Genomic DNA, 15,603 nt, shown 5'->3' on the forward strand with positions numbered 1-15,603 from the left:
ATTCGCACTCTCTTTTTTTTGTAGCATGTTTGTATGGCATCTTACAGAATCGTCACATGTTCGAGATATGTTGTTCTTTTTGAAAGAAATACGATAGACTAAATGAAAAGAAGAAAAAGGAGGCACCAAATGATAGAGATTCAGCAATTAAATAAGCAGTATGGCACAAAAATGGCGTTAAAAAATTTAAATTTAACTATACCTGAAGGCAAAATTTTTGGTTTTTTAGGGCACAATGGAGCAGGCAAATCAACAACCATTAAAAGTATGGTTAGTATTATCGAACCCACATCTGGAAATATTTTTTTTGATGGGCAGTCATTGACTGAAAATCGAGAAGCAATCAAAAAAAGAATCGGCTATGTCGCTGACTCACCAGATTTATTTTTGCAGCTAACGGCTGGTGAATATTGGAACCTTCTAGCTGAGGCTTATGAAATTGACAAGAATCAACGGAGTATCAGGTTGAATGAGTTAATGGATGTATTTGAGATGGCTTCTCACCAAGAAGAAACGATCGCAAGTTTCTCACATGGTATGCGCCAAAAAACGATGATTATTGGAGCCCTTTATTCTGATCCAGATATTTGGATTTTAGATGAACCATTACAAGGCCTAGATCCGCAAGCAGCATTTAATTTAAAAGAAATGATGAAAAAACATACCGAAAAAGGCAAAACAGTTGTTTTTTCTACCCATGTGTTAGATAGTGCCCAACAACTTTGCGATGAGTTAGCTATTTTAAAACAAGGGGAATTATTATATAACGGGACAGTCGCTGATTTATTGTTGACGGCGCCAAATCAATCCCTTGAAGCCATTTATTTAAATATGACAGGCAAAAAAGAAAGTGAAGCAACCATTGACGCCTTGGAAAATGGAGGCGAGGTGCATGATTAGTTCACAGCTGAAAGCATTAATGAACGTCAATCTTTTGTTTATTAATCCACAAGTAACGGAACGTGCACGCAAAAAAGGCAAGCAAGGGAAGCAATTAACACGGTATATTGTTCAACAGTATCTGTTGTCGATGGTGGTTTTTCTAGGCATTTATGGACTATCAATGCTTAGCATAGACTTTTCAAAAAATGTTGGTTTTTTCACTTTTTATATGGGATTATTTAGTATTCTAGCTTTGTCACAAGGCATATCAACAGTGTATAATGTTTTTTTTGAAAGCCAAGATTTAGCGGGCTATTTGCCACTCCCTTTTCGTCAAAGAGAGATTTTTCTGGCGAAAATGTTGATTGTTGCACTGTCGATTGTCCCTTTCATCTTACCTTTGCTCTTGATGTATTTTTTGACAAGCTGGCGTTCGGGCGTAAATGTGTTGCTTGCTGTCGTCTTAGCTATCATTTCATTTAGTCTTTTCTTAATGCTTACTTTTGAATTATGTAGTTTTCTCGTATTTGGTTTGACCAAAACAAAAGTATTCAAGAAACATAAAAAACTAATGACCAGTTTGTTGCTGATTTTGTCAACACTGATTGCAGTATTGGGAATTTTGTTTATGAGCCAGCAATCCTCTTCTACGATGACTGAAAACCAAGTGGATCGGACGGTCATCTCAGGGCTGTTACCCTTTTATTGGATGGTTAGCACTCCATTTCAGCTGAATGGATTGCTTTCATGGGGAGGCTTTCTAGGCATAATTGTGCTTGGTGTTTGGTTAATTAAGCAATTGATTTTACCAAAGTTGTATGAACAATTGCTCGATGCATCTCCAGGTATAACGCACGAAAAGAGAAAGCAAAAAGTCAATCAGTCATTTATTCAGATGTTAGTCAATTACAACTTCCAACTAATGAAAGACCCAAATCTTTTGATGCAAGTGGTGACCAATTCATTATTGATGCCTCTTATTTTTATTATTAGTTTTGGTATTTCTGGTGGGGTAAGTGCTGCGCAACTTGATGCGAAATTTGCGATTGTATTTTTGTTAGTTGGCATCTTCTTAGCTTATTTAATTGCAACACCATCCTCGTTTATTGCTTTAATTATTTCATTGGATAAACTTAATTTTCTCTATGTCAATGCGCTACCAATTAATCGTAAAATGTATTTGAAAGTGAAGTTTTGGATGGGCGTAGGTGTGCAAGTCATGCTGTTTTTGATTGCATCGATTGTCGCTTATTTCTTATTCCATATTCCGTTGTCATTATTGGCAAGCATGCTAGTGGGTGGCATCATCTCTAGTTATGTTTTTAGTGAATATTACTTTTGGAGAGATTTTCGTTTGATGGATCTTTATTGGACCAATGTCAATCAACTTGTTACACGGGGATCGGGCACAACAGGGATGATTTTAAAAATGTTCGGTGGGTTAATTGGCGGTGGCATCTTGATTGGGTTGGCGACTTTTGGTGTATTGGTCTTTTCCGCATTTATTACCACTATCATCTTGTTGCTCTTGGTTATTTTGCTAACGGTTATGGCGTTTGTTTTCTATCAACGGAAATACTGGCAGGCATTTGCCTAGTACTAGTAGGTCAATGTGCTACCCTTAGACTGACGAAATAAAAAAAACTAGTTGATGAACTGTAAAAATCCCCCAAAGTTAACTTTTTGGGCTAACTTTGGGGGATTGGTTCAAACGCAACTAGTTTTTTTCTTTTGGAAGATGATTTTCTAAATCTGTGCGAACAATTAACACATCACATGGGGCATTGCGGATGACATATTCCGAGACGGAGCCAATAAAGAGACGTTCAACGGCGTTCAATCCGGTTGCACCTAGCATAATTAAGTCAACATTTTTTTCTTTTGGTAATTGTTTGGCAATAATGGTTTTTGGTGATCCATAGTCAACAACAGAAGAAATTTTGGTGATGCCTTCTTTATTGGCAGTTTCGGTATATTCTTGAAGCGATTTTTTAGCCAGTTCGGTTGCTTGTTCAGCTAAAACAGAATCAAACGCAGCGACGGTTTGGAAAGCCCTCGTATCGATTACGTGTACCAAAAGTAATTCTGCATCATTTCGTTTTGCTACGTTGACCGCTTTTTTAAAGGCTAATTCCGCTTCCTTTGAACCATCCACAGCGACCATAATTCGATTGTATTGTTGTAGCATTGACAACACCCCATTTCATAAATTTTTGCTAACTTTACCTACTAATATTGTAGTCTTTTTACGGAAAAAAAGGAAATAAATAACAGATTAATCACTCATCTTTTTGGCAAATGCGAAACTGAATACACCAGAAACAAGCAAAACGCTTGCAATATAAAACATCGCAAGAACCTTTGTTTCAAAGAAATGCAACGCGATGCCTATCAAACCTAAGCCTATCAGTTGATAGGCATAGTGGATAATAAACCGCTCATTTTTCTCGTTGTGATCAATTAATTGGAAAAAAATGTTTTTTTTCCAACGAATTAGTAAGCCAACTAGACTAAGTAAGATTGCGAATAATAGTATCATGAAGAACGCTCCAGTCTGAATTACTTAATTTAAGTATAGGAGAAAGGGCAATGAGAAGCAAGTCGCGGTCAAAAGAAAATTCGATAGGCATTAGTTTTTTTATCTTTTATAAAATCAGTTATAATAGAATGGAACAAGAACAAGGAGGAAAAACATGGGGTTTTATTCAAAGCTTGAAAAATGGGTTAGCGGGATTGTGGATATCATGCTTGCAATTTTAATTATTCTGATCCTCGTTGTAATGGGCGAAGCAATCTTTAATATTGTTGTGCAAGTCATTCCTTTATCTTCAATGGATACGCTATCCTCTCTGATTGAAGAGGTTGCCACATTGTTTATTTTGTTAGAAATTATTTTGATGTTATTACGCTATATGAAAGAAGGGCATCATATACCTGTACGCTATTTGATTTTAATTAGTATGACAGCGATTTTACGTCAATTATTATTATCACACGATGGAGGCGCCCAGACGCTTTTCTTTTCAGTGGCAATTTTAATTCTAGTAGTTGTATTGTTAATCTTGGAAAAAATTAAGGCTTTCCACACCGCATCTTCAGAACCTTTAGAGCAAATTAAGCAGGAAGAGCATTAGTGATAAAAGAAAAAAACTATTCAACGAATTCGTTGAATAGTTTTTTGTATGTAAAAAGTGAGAAAATAAAAATGGGTAAAATCCGTAGATGCCGTTTTCTTATCCCGGTGTATTGATCCCGCAAATGTAAGCAGGTGGGCTCCACGGTCAAACGATCGAACTACCAAATGACAAGGCTTGTTACCAAATTTGACACCGGACGGATCCCAATATATCAATAAAATGTTCGGTCAACACAAAAAGGGAAAATTCGTACATCACAGATTGCCCACATAAATCATAACATATCTTGCATGTCCTTACAATGCTAGTGAATCTAACAACTTAGTGAGGCGGCGTTTCTTTTTTGCGACGTTTCAGCTCTTTTAAGCGGTTCTGAAGCGCCTGTTCATAGCGGCCAGTTTCTTTTGGAAAATAGTATTGTTTGTTTTGTAATGATTTCGGTAGATAAGTTTGGTTCACCCAACCATCATAAAACTCGTGAGGGTATTGATACCCTACACCTCTATTTAAGGCTTTTGCCCCTTGATAATGACTATCTCGCAAATGATCAGGGATTTGTCCTGCGCGTCCATCTTTGATGTCGGCAATCGCTGCATCCAAAGCAGTATAGGCTGAATTGGATTTTGGAGAGAGACAAAGATCGACAACGGCTGTGGCCAATGGAATTCGGGCTTCTGGTAAACCTAGGCGTTCAGCAGCTAAAACGGCATCGACTGTACGAGCAGCGGCAGCGGGATTTGCCAAACCAATGTCTTCATAGCCAATTACGAGTAGCCGCCGACAAATGCTTGCCAAATCTCCAGCTTCAACTAGGCGGGCTAAATAGTGCAATGCGGCATCGGGATCACTTCCCCGAATCGATTTTTGAAACGCCGAAATCACATCATAGTGCGCGTCACCATCTTTGTCATGTGACAACGCTTTTCTTTGGACGCATTCCGCAATGATTGTCAAGGTGAGTTGGATCACATGATCAGTATTTGGTGGTGTTGATTTTGCTGCCAGCTCTAACGCGTTGAGCGCGCTACGCAAATCCCCATTTGTCACCCGAGCCAAATGATTGAGGGCCGCATCATCGATGGTTAAAGGCATGTTACCTAAACCCCGTTCTTTATCGAGTAGCGCTTGTTGGAGAGCCAAACGGATATCGTCTTCACTCAAAGGATACACTTCAAAAATTTGTGTTCGACTTCGGATAGCCGGATTGATGGTAATATAAGGATTTTCAGTGGTTGCGCCAATGAGGATGATTCGTCCATTTTCTAAATGGGGTAACAAAAAATCTTGTTTTGTTTTATCCAAGCGATGCACTTCATCTAGGAGCAAAATGACGGTACCACTCATCTTGGCTTCCTCGGCGACAATTTGCAAATCTTTTTTGGAATCCGTGGCGGCATTCAGCGTTCGAAAAGCGAAATGGGTAGACCCAGCAATAGCACTGGCAATACTTGTTTTCCCCGTACCTGGAGGGCCATAGAGAATCATGGAAGAAAGCAAATGGGCATCCACCATGCGACGAATAATTTTTCCTGGCCCAACTAAGTGTTGTTGACCAACGACTTCTTCTAAGTTACGCGGACGCATACGATAGGCTAAAGGGTGATACATGGTTATTCGACTCCTTCTACATGTTGCTATAGTTAGTATAGCATAATTTCCTAAGTTCTCGTGTGGTTCTAAAGGAGTAATAATGGTAAACTTGAGCTACCACATAATTAAAGGAGAACGAAATGGCAAAAGACACAATGTTGACCTATTTAGATGAACAAATAGAAAAAAAACTAGCCGATTTTGATTTGGCGATTGATTGGGATACTCGTAACCATGCAATTGAATTGATTATTCGTTTGTACGCAGAAAATACCAATCACTTAACAATCGATGATCAAGAAGGAGTCCGTTCTGAAGAAGAAGTGATTGAATTCGAAGACGCCATCTTATTCTATGATGACCAAAAAACAAGCTTTGATGAAGCAGACTACTTAGCAACGATTCCATTTGCAGGGAAAAAAGGTCTTCAGCAAAAAGTGATTGATGCGTTAGTTCGTTATCTACCAGATATCCTGATCAATGGGCAAGATGATCTGCTCGACTTTCTTGTTTCCGAAGATGCAAGTACGTTTGAGTTACACTTTTCAAAGGAAACTTTCCAACACATCCAGGCGGAAATAAGTAACCCCAACAATGAACGTTATTTACCGTACCCAAGTTATTAAGGAGAATCAGTGAGATGAAATGGAATGAAGTAAAAATAGAAACAGCAAGTGAAGCGGTCGAAGCAGTCGCCAATCTATTGATGGAAGCGGGAGCGAGTGGTGTAGCAATCGAAGATGCCTTGGATGTAGCAAATTTCCACTCGGATGAATATGGAGAATTATTAACCAAAGAAGGGTTTGACCACATTAAGGAAGGCGCTTTGGTCATGGCTTATTTTCCAGAGACTGTCTTTTTACTGGAACATTTGCCCTTTATCCAAGCCCAAATTGATAAGTTACCTGAATTTGGCCTAGCCATTGGGAAAAATACGATGACAGTCAGTGAAGTGGCGGAAGAGGATTGGGCGACTGCTTGGAAAAAATATTACCACCCTGTTCGAGTGACGCGTTATTTAACCATTGTTCCTAGTTGGGAAACGTACCAACCAACGATGCCGGACGAAAAGGTTATTTTGCTAGATCCTGGTATGGCGTTTGGGACTGGTACGCATCCAACGACTAACCTAACGTTGCAAGCACTAGAAGTGACTTTGCGAGGTGGTGAGACTGTCTTAGATGTTGGCACGGGCTCTGGTGTGTTAAGCATTGCTAGTAAGTACTACGGAGCCAAAGAGGTTCATGCGTTTGATTTGGATAGTGTTGCAGTGGCTGCAGCGCAAGAAAATATGGATTTAAACCCAATTGCCAAAGAGGTAACGGTCTCGGCTAATGATTTATTAACGGGTATTACCATCCAGGCAGATGTGATTGTGGCAAATATTTTAGCCGATATCATTGTGCGTATGATACCAGACGCTGCTCGACTGTTAAAACCCGCCGGTCATTTTATTGTTTCAGGCATTATTTCCGAGAAAAAGCCACTGATTTTGGCAGAGATGCAGGCACATGGTTTTCTATTGGCACAGATGTTTACACAAAAAGATTGGCATGCGCTGATTTTCGTAAAAATGGAGGAAGATGATGCAACGCTACTTTCTTAATACAGCTTATGGAACTACGACACCGCAGTCCTATGAAGTATCCGGGGAACCCTTTCATCATATGGTTCACGTGATGCGGATGGAGGTAGGCACACAGGTATATCTGGTTTTTAGCGATGGTGTCAGTGTTGAAGCCCGAATTGGCCAAATAAACTCAGATTCAGTGGTGCTTGAGTTAGGAAATCGCGAGCAAGTTCATCGCGAGTTACCAATTAACGTGACCATCGCAAGTGGCTTTCCAAAAGGCGATAAGTTGGAATGGATTGTCCAAAAGGGAACGGAACTAGGAGCAAATCAATTCCTTGCCTTTCCAGCTAAGACATCCATTGTCAAATGGGATCAAAAGAAACGTCAAAAAAAGCAAGAGCGACTACAGAAAATTGCCCAAGAAGCAGCTGAGCAATCCCATCGGCAAAGCTGTCCTCGAGTAGTACTACTCGAGAATCAAAGTCAATTGTTGACACAAATGCAAACCGCAGATCAGGTACTCATTGCTTATGAAGAGTCGGCCAAAAAAGGGGAACATGCCCAATTGGTAGAAACCTTCAAAAAAATGCGGCCGGGGCAACAGCTATTGGTGATTTTTGGTCCAGAGGGCGGCTTTTTACCAGAGGAAATTGCGCAATTTCTTTCAGCAGGAGCGCTCTGTTGTGGGTTGGGACCACGTATTTTACGAACAGAGACCGCACCACTTTATGTGTTGGGGGCCGCCAGTTATCATTATGAACTCTGCCAAGCGGAACCAACGTCCGTGGATTGAAAAAAACGCTATTTCTTTGTATAATAAGACCAATCATTTGGAAAGTACTGCTGACAGGTGGTACTTTCTTTTTTCTTTCCAAAAAATGAACGAAACCAGAAATCACAGAAGTGGCCATTGGAAAAGAGTCCGATGGAAAAGTGGAGACTTTTTCACATCCGTCGATTTTTTAAAGAAGGGGTAGGGAGTATGGCAAAAGATATCATCTTGACTGGCCCAGGGGTCATGAATATGGTTGCACGTTACATGAGTGACGAACATGTAGCATTTGTGCAAAAAGCATTGGATTACGCGACAAAAGCACATGAAGGGCAGTTTCGTAAGTCAGGGGAACCGTATATTATTCATCCTATTCAAGTGGCCGGGATTTTAGCAGAATTGCAAATGGATCCGCATACCGTTGCAACAGGCTTTTTACACGATGTTGTTGAAGATACGGAAGTGACTCTTCAAGATTTAACGGACGAATTTGGGCCGGATGTTGCAATGCTAGTCGATGGTGTAACGAAATTAGGGAAAATTAAATACAAATCACATGAAGAGCAATTAGCAGAGAATCACCGAAAAATGTTGATTGCCATGGCACAAGATTTACGGGTCATTATGGTTAAATTAGCTGACCGGTTGCATAATATGCGTACGCTAAAACATTTACGTGAGGACAAACAGCGCCGAATTGCTCGAGAAACACTTGAAATCTATGCACCATTGGCTCATCGTTTAGGGATTAGTCGTATTAAGTGGGAATTAGAGGACCGTTCATTGCGGTACATTAATCCACAACAGTATTACCGCATCGTCCATTTAATGAAGACCAAACGCGATGAACGCGAAGCTTATGTTGAAAAAACGGTAGAGGAATTACGGGTAGCTACGGAAGAACTAGATATTTATGCTGAAATATATGGTCGGCCCAAGCACATCTATTCCATTTATCGCAAGATGGTGGATAAGAAAAAGCAATTTGATGAGATTTATGATTTATTAGCTATTCGGGTGATTGTGGATTCAATTAAGGATTGCTATGCAGTCTTAGGAACCATCCATACCAAATGGAAACCAATGCCGGGCCGTTTCAAAGATTATATCGCGATGCCAAAAGCCAATATGTACCAATCTTTGCATACCACAGTCATTGGACCAAATGGGAACCCCGTAGAAATTCAAATTCGAACACATGAAATGCATGAAATTGCCGAATTTGGGGTAGCCGCACACTGGGCCTATAAGGAAGGTAAAACAGACAAAGTTAAACCAGATCAAATGACGGAACAAGTCGGCTGGTTTAAAGAAATTTTGGAACTCAAAGATGAAAGCTATGATGCCTCTGATTTTATGGAAGGGGTCAAAGGAGATATCTTTAGCGACAAAGTCTATGTTTTCACTCCAAATGGGGATGTTTCTGAACTCCCACAAGGCTCAAGTCCACTTGATTTTGCCTACAATATCCATACTGATATTGGCAACAAGACCGTTGGAGCGAAGATTAATGGCAAAATGGTCCAATTGGATTATAAATTGAAAAATGGGGATATTGTCGAAATCTTGACTTCTCCCAATTCGTTTGGTCCAAGTCGGGATTGGCTAAAATTGGTGGCAACAAGCAAAGCCAAAAACAAAATCAAACGATTTTTTAAAACGCAAGATCGGGATGCCAATATTGTAAAAGGACATGATGCGGTCGTTCGAACTTTAATGGATATGGGGTTTGTACCGAAAGAAATCTTGACCAAAACAAAACTACAAGAAGCATTAGGTCGCTTTAATTATCAGACAGACGATGACCTATTTGCCGCAGTCGGCTTTGGAGAAGTTAGTCCAACGACTCTAGCCAATCGTTTAACCGAAGAAGAACGCAAGGAACGTGATCTAGAAAAACAAAAGCAGCAAGTCCAAGAACTTCTGAATCAGCCTGTCAAAAAAGAACCTGAAAAAATGAAGGTACGCCATGAGGGAGGCATTGTCATCCAAGGGGTGGACAACTTGCTCATTCGGATCAGTCGTTGTTGCAACCCCGTACCAGGTGATCCAATCGTTGGGTATATCACCAAAGGACGCGGCATCTCTATTCACCGAGCGGATTGCCCCAATGTGCGCAATTCAGAGGAAGTCGAAAATCGGCTAATTGAGGTGGAATGGGAAGACACAGCCAGCAAAGAAAAAGAATACGATGCGGATATTGAAATTTATGGATACGATCGTTCAGGTTTGTTAAATGACATCTTACAAACAGTTAGCTCTATGACGAAACGGCTAGTTGGAGTAGAAGCACGTAGCAATAAGGAAAAAACAGCAACGATTCGACTAACTGTAGGAATTCAAAATCTTGCGCATCTTCGATCAATTGTTGAAAAAATTAAGCAAGTACCCGACGTTTATAGCGTTCGTCGTATGAAAGGATAAAAAAAGATGCGAGCAGTTGTTCAACGCGTATCCCAAGCTCAGGTAGCGGTTGATGAGGTTTGTTTAGGAAAGATTGATTGTGGCTTTGTCGTTTTATTAGGCATTCATCAAGAAGATACAATCGACGATGCCCATTATCTCGCCAAAAAGATTGCTCAATTACGAGTGTTTGAGGATCATGAGGGAAAAATGAATGAATCCTTGGCTACGATTGGAGGCGCAGTTTTAAGTATTTCACAATTTACCTTATATGCGCAAACCAAGAAAGGCAATCGCCCAAGTTTTATTGCAGCAGCACGACCGGAAGTGGCCGAACCACTTTATGAGGCGTTCAACCAAGCACTACGCGAAAAAAATATTCCTGTGGCAACGGGAAAATTTGGTGCAGAAATGCAAGTTTCCTTGATTAATGATGGACCCGTAACGATTCTTTATGATACACGAGAAAAAGAGTAACCCTAACCAAAGCATAAGGCAAAAAACCACAGAAGAACGAATGGCTTGACCTTCGTTCTTCTGTGGTTTTTTATCACTCTTTCAGCGGCGCTTTATTTTTGGGAGTAGCCTTGATTTTTGAAGGCGCAACGCCATATATTTTTTTGAAGGATTTACTGAAATGATAGGCATCTTCGTAGCCGACTGCCTGAGCGACATCTTTTACGGATCCATGTTGATCTTGAAGCAGTTGGAAGGCATGCTTTAGACGAACTTGAATTAAATAGGTGATGGGCGATATTCCTAATTGTTCTTTAAAACTTTTGGAAAGGTAGGTTGGGCTAACATAATAAGCATTAGCTAATGATTCCAAGGAAATGTCTTTTTCAAAGTTGTGTTCAATATAACTTTGCACGGAGGTAACCACACGAGTCAAACGTTCATTTTTTAAAGTAGGACGCTGTTTGGCTTCTTCAAAGCGTTCGTTTGACTGAACACTGCGTAACAAAAAAATGAGTAGTTCCGTCACTAGTGCTTGCCCCATTAGCTTAAAGCCATCTGGTTGATCGTTAAATTCCTTCATTAATTGCCAGGCTTTATCGAAAATTTGTAGCTGATTTTCTCGCAACAATACGTGGGGACTCGCGGTTGGGAAGACATTGGGTGCCAAGTCCGGAAGTTGAAATTGACGAATGCCAATATGTAGTTGGTGAGAATAAGAGGTCATACTTTGTTTTTCAGCATGTTCAACCTGAGGATTAAAAAGCAATAAATCACCGCCACGAATGGTATGCCATTGATTTTGGAACCAATACGTGGCTTCCCCTTCCAACAGGAAACTAATTTCAAAAAAATCATGGGTATGTCGATGATAATGATTGCCAGGCTGGTTCCAAACATCGAAGACATAAAGAATTTCCGGTTGAAAAAACATGATTGAATTCCTCCATTAAACTTAATCGCTTTCTTTAGTATAGCTGAAAAAAAATAGAACGGGTATGAAATTGATTGAATAAGGTAAAATTATCCATCTTTCTAACTAAATAATTCCATTCTTATTTTGTTTAAGAACGATAAGATAGGACTAGCAAAAAAGTTGGAGGAAGACAAAATGAATAATTTTCAATGGATTTGGCAATATGCGAAATCTTACTCTAGGCAATTAGGTTTAGCATTGGTATTTTTGCTGCTGAATGCGGCATTAATTGTGATTAATCCACTACTATCAGGAAAATTGGTTGATGTGGTAATTGACCAGCAAAAAACAGAGTGGCTCGTGCCATATGTAAGCATCATGATTGCGGTGACGTTCATTCGGACTATTATCCGCTACACGTATCAAATCTTGTTTGAACGCGTTGGTCAAAATACCTTATTTGTTTTAAGACAAGATATGTACAAGAAATTGCAAGAACTGGATTTTGATTTTTTTAATCACACCCGAGTGGGGGACATTATGGCCCGGATGACTGGTGATACCGATGCAATTCGCCATTTTGTTTCATGGGTAGTTTACAATATTCTTGAATGTGTGATTTGGTTTGTTTTAGCCATGATTGTGATGATGACGTTAAGCGTTCCTTTGACACTAGCGATGCTGGTTGTGACGCCACTGATTTATTTTTTTACTACTAAAATGTCAAAAGAAGCCCACCCAGTGTTTTTTGAGATTCGCGAAAGTTTTTCCCGCTTGAATTCTATGGTAGAAGAAAATATTGGTGGCAATCGAGTTGTAAAGGCTTTTACAAGAGAACCGTATGAGCTGGAAAAATTTGCAAAACACAATGAAGATTACAAAGCAAAAAATATGGCTTCAGCAAAAGTATCTGCTACTTATCTTCCATGGCTAGATTTATTTGCAGGAAGCCTTTCCTTGATTTCATTGGCACTAGGTGGATGGTTGGTGATTCGCCAACAAATGACATTAGGCGATCTAATCGCGTTTAATGGCTTTTTGTGGATGTTGAATATGCCCATGCGAATGAGTGGTTGGTTAATTAATGATGTGCAACGGTTTTCCGCTGCATGCATCAAAATCAGACAAATGCTAAATACGAAACCCCAAATTCCAATTGCCGCTCACTCAGAAGAAGTGACAATTCGAGGAGATATCACATTTGACAATGTTTCTTTCCATTTTTCGGATGATCCAGAAACGGAAGTCTTATCAAGAATTTCTTTTTCGGTTCATCCGGGACAAACGATTGGCATTTTAGGGGAGACCGGCTCTGGGAAAACGACGTTAGTAAATTTAGTCGCTCGTTTTTATGATCCAACAACGGGTCAAGTCCGTATTGATGGGAAGGATGCCAAAAGTTACCCGGTTCGGCAACTCCGGGAAAACATTGCTATGGTCATGCAAGATATCTTCCTCTTCTCTAACACAATTGAAGAAAATATTGCATTTGGAAATCCAACCGCCGATGCACCTTATATCCGTGAAATGGCTCGCATTGCTGACGCAGATTTTTTTATCAGTAAAATGCCAGATGGGTACAGTACGATTATCGGTGAACGGGGCGTTGGACTTTCTGGCGGGCAAAAGCAACGAATTTCTTTGGCACGTGCATTAGCCAAAAATCCTGCCATTTTAATTTTGGATGATACGACTTCTGCAGTAGATATGGAGACCGAGTCGAAAATTCAACAAGAATTGACACGATTAACTTCAGAAAAAACGACATTCATTATCGCGCACCGTATTTCATCTGTACGAGAGGCGGATTGTATTTTGATGATGGAAAAAGGGAAAATCATTGAACAAGGAACACATGAGCAACTAATTGCAAAACGCGGGGCTTACTATGAGGTCTACCAAAAACAATTAGGACTGACAACCGCTGAAAAAGGGGGGAGCAACTAATGGCAAGAAATACATTTGCAGTTGATGAAGAATTGGAACAAGAATTTAATTGGCAACACTATCGTCGATTGGGTCAGTATATCAAACCATACAAGCACTCAATCTATCGTGTGTTAGTCGTGATTTTGCTCGCCAATATTGCGAGCATGTTAGGACCTTATTTTACCAAAGTAGCGATTGACCAAGTTATTCCTCAAAAGAATATGACACTTCTTCTTTGGATTAGCGTGATTTTTTTGGCATCTCTTTTGGTGATTGCTTGGTGTCTGAAGTATCGTATTTTAAAAATGACAGAAATTGGTCAGGATATGTTAAAAGACATGCGATTTGATATTTTTCGTCATTTACAGACGCTTCCTTTCTCTTATTTTGACAATCGGCCTCATGGAAAAATTTTGATTCGCGTGGTCAACTATATTAATACGTTGAGTGATTTATTGAGTAATGGGTTAATTAATTTGATTTCAGACTTGATGAGTGTCATCGTAACATTGGCGTTTATGGCATGGATTGACCCAGTGTTAACCCTTTATAGTTTGGGCTTATTGCCGATTTTATTTGCAATAGTAATGGTTATCAAACAAAAACAGAGACAAGCCTACCAAGTGCTAAGCAATAAACAATCCAATTTGAATGCGTATATCCATGAAAGTATTGCTGGAATTAAAATTACCCAATCTTTTGCTAGAGAGCGAGAAAACTATCAAGTATTTAGCGAAGTAAATGAGGAATATCGTGGTTCTTGGATGAGTGCAGTAAAAATTCAATTTCTTCTTTGGCCAGTGGTTCAAAATATCTCGGTTTTAACGACGTGCTTAATTTATTATGTCGGAATTCGGCAATTAGGCGTATCGGTTTCCACTGGGACATTGATTGCGTTTATTGGGTACGTTAATAATTTCTGGAATCCAGTTATCAATATTGGAAATTTTTACAATTCCCTCATTACAGCTACGGCTTATTTGGAACGTATTTTTGAAACAATGGATGAAATACCAGCAATTCAAGACGCACCAAATGCCAAGGAATTGCCGATGATCAAAGGCGATGTGCGCTTTTCACAGGTAACATTTGGTTATGAACCAGACAAACCTATTTTAAAAAATGTATCATTCCACATTCCACCCGGTCAAAGCATCGCGCTAGTTGGACCAACAGGCGCTGGAAAGACAACAGTGATTAATTTGTTAAGCCGCTTTTATGATGTACAGCGTGGTCAGGTGTTGATTGATGGCATCGATGTGCGCGAGGTCACCTTGCGTTCCTTGCGTTCACAAATGGGAGTGATGCTGCAAGATACGTTCATTTTCTCTGGAACCATTTTAGAAAACATTCGGTATGGAAAATTGGATGCGACAGAAGAAGAAATTATCGCAGCTGCCAAAATTGTGCAAGCACATGAATTTATTCAAGAGTTAAAAGATGGCTATCATACAGTTGTTGAAGAGCGAGGGAGCACTCTTTCGGCAGGACAAAGACAGTTGCTGTCTTTTGCACGTGCCTTATTGGCCAATCCCAAATTGCTTATATTAGATGAAGCAACCTCTAGCATCGATACCAAAACAGAGGAACAGCTGCAAGTAGGGTTGCAGCAATTATTAAAAGGACGTACTTCCTTTATTATCGCGCATCGACTTTCAACCATTAAAAATAGTGATCAAATTTTCTATGTCGATGAAGGCAAAATCGCAGAAGCAGGCACCCATGAAGAATTAATGGCGCTCCGTGGTCGCTACCATCACTTATATCAATCGCAATATGATTTGATTCGAGCCAATTAGGTGCTTCGATTGGGAAATAGGCCACGCCAAAGAATAAAAAAAGGCATCATCCAAGTCCCTAAGCGCTAAGTCAATCGTAAGAGACAAAATCCATCTTTTGTGTCACGAAAGTTTCTCCGGTTCTCATCCTGAAATTTGGTATAATG

The 15,603-nt window shown here is 39.8% G+C and carries 14 protein-coding genes and 1 other RNA gene; 10 read left to right on the forward strand and 5 right to left on the reverse strand.

Annotated features, from left to right (window positions below):
• Positions 1–129: 129 nt before the first annotated feature.
• Together ACFSR0_RS09115 and ACFSR0_RS09120 are read left to right on the forward strand one after the other, a co-directional pair.
• Positions 130–900, forward strand: a complete 771-nt coding sequence (locus ACFSR0_RS09115; RefSeq protein ID WP_379982073.1) for an ABC transporter ATP-binding protein — start codon at positions 130–132, stop codon at positions 898–900.
• Positions 893–2,479 carry an ABC transporter gene (locus tag ACFSR0_RS09120; RefSeq protein WP_379982075.1) on the forward strand — a complete coding sequence of 529 codons (1,587 nt, stop codon included), beginning with the start codon at positions 893–895 and terminating at the stop codon, positions 2,477–2,479. Before ACFSR0_RS09115 ends, ACFSR0_RS09120 begins: the two co-directional genes overlap by 8 nt.
• 120 nt (positions 2,480–2,599) lie before the next feature.
• Here the strand turns inward: ACFSR0_RS09120 and ACFSR0_RS09125 are convergent, their stop codons facing one another.
• Together ACFSR0_RS09125 and ACFSR0_RS09130 are read right to left on the reverse strand one after the other, a co-directional pair.
• On the reverse strand, positions 2,600–3,070 hold the full coding sequence (locus ACFSR0_RS09125) for a universal stress protein (RefSeq protein WP_379982077.1): 471 nt from the start codon (positions 3,068–3,070) through the stop codon (positions 2,600–2,602).
• A gap of 87 nt (positions 3,071–3,157) precedes the next feature.
• A complete protein-coding gene (locus ACFSR0_RS09130) occupies positions 3,158–3,421 on the reverse strand; it encodes a hypothetical protein (RefSeq protein WP_379982079.1) in 264 nt (87 codons plus the stop codon).
• A gap of 154 nt (positions 3,422–3,575) precedes the next feature.
• Here ACFSR0_RS09130 and ACFSR0_RS09135 point away from each other — a divergent pair, with 154 nt between their 5' ends.
• The gene (locus tag ACFSR0_RS09135; protein ID WP_379982081.1) at positions 3,576–4,016 is read left to right on the forward strand and encodes a phosphate-starvation-inducible PsiE family protein; all 441 of its coding nucleotides are present in this window, start codon (positions 3,576–3,578) and stop codon (positions 4,014–4,016) included.
• 75 nt (positions 4,017–4,091) lie between these two features.
• Here the strand turns inward: ACFSR0_RS09135 and ssrS are convergent.
• A non-coding RNA gene (gene ssrS, locus ACFSR0_RS09140) (6S RNA) lies at positions 4,092–4,285 on the reverse strand.
• A 55-nt stretch (positions 4,286–4,340) separates the two neighbouring features.
• Entirely contained in the window at positions 4,341–5,627 is a 1,287-nt protein-coding gene (locus tag ACFSR0_RS09145; RefSeq protein ID WP_379982083.1) for a replication-associated recombination protein A, read from the reverse strand.
• Positions 5,628–5,749: 122 nt separating this feature from the next.
• Between ACFSR0_RS09145 and ACFSR0_RS09150 the strand changes: the two genes are divergently transcribed.
• The 5 genes from ACFSR0_RS09150 to dtd all read left to right on the forward strand — a co-directional run bounded on the left by ACFSR0_RS09150 (position 5,750) and on the right by dtd (position 10,834).
• A complete protein-coding gene (locus ACFSR0_RS09150) occupies positions 5,750–6,235 on the forward strand; it encodes a DUF3013 family protein (protein WP_379982085.1) in 486 nt (161 codons plus the stop codon).
• Positions 6,236–6,249: 14 nt separating this feature from the next.
• Positions 6,250–7,215 (forward strand): 50S ribosomal protein L11 methyltransferase, encoded by a 966-nt coding sequence (prmA, locus tag ACFSR0_RS09155; RefSeq protein WP_379982087.1) that lies wholly within the window; start codon positions 6,250–6,252, stop codon positions 7,213–7,215.
• On the forward strand, positions 7,196–7,975 hold the full coding sequence (locus tag ACFSR0_RS09160; protein ID WP_379982089.1) for a 16S rRNA (uracil(1498)-N(3))-methyltransferase: 780 nt from the start codon (positions 7,196–7,198) through the stop codon (positions 7,973–7,975). Before prmA ends, ACFSR0_RS09160 begins: the two co-directional genes overlap by 20 nt.
• Before the next feature lie 189 nt (positions 7,976–8,164).
• On the forward strand, positions 8,165–10,378 hold the full coding sequence (locus tag ACFSR0_RS09165; protein ID WP_379982091.1) for a RelA/SpoT family protein: 2,214 nt from the start codon (positions 8,165–8,167) through the stop codon (positions 10,376–10,378).
• Between the two features lie 6 nt (positions 10,379–10,384).
• The gene (dtd, locus tag ACFSR0_RS09170; protein ID WP_379982093.1) at positions 10,385–10,834 is read left to right on the forward strand and encodes a D-aminoacyl-tRNA deacylase; all 450 of its coding nucleotides are present in this window, start codon (positions 10,385–10,387) and stop codon (positions 10,832–10,834) included.
• Positions 10,835–10,907: 73 nt separating this feature from the next.
• Here the strand turns inward: dtd and ACFSR0_RS09175 are convergent, their stop codons facing one another.
• Positions 10,908–11,747, reverse strand: coding sequence for a helix-turn-helix transcriptional regulator (locus tag ACFSR0_RS09175; protein ID WP_379982095.1), 840 nt, complete (start codon positions 11,745–11,747; stop codon positions 10,908–10,910).
• 177 nt (positions 11,748–11,924) lie between these two features.
• Between ACFSR0_RS09175 and ACFSR0_RS09180 the strand changes: the two genes are divergently transcribed.
• Entirely contained in the window at positions 11,925–13,676 is a 1,752-nt protein-coding gene (locus ACFSR0_RS09180; RefSeq protein WP_379982097.1) for an ABC transporter ATP-binding protein, read from the forward strand.
• Positions 13,676–15,457, forward strand: a complete 1,782-nt coding sequence (locus ACFSR0_RS09185) for an ABC transporter ATP-binding protein (RefSeq protein WP_379982099.1) — start codon at positions 13,676–13,678, stop codon at positions 15,455–15,457. The genes ACFSR0_RS09180 and ACFSR0_RS09185 overlap by 1 nt, the downstream gene beginning before the upstream one ends.
• Positions 15,458–15,603 lie beyond the last annotated feature (146 nt).

It is taken from the genome of Enterococcus camelliae (assembly GCF_042685105.1).
In the GTDB taxonomy this organism is placed as follows: Bacteria; Bacillota; Bacilli; order Lactobacillales; family Enterococcaceae; genus Enterococcus_G; species Enterococcus_G camelliae.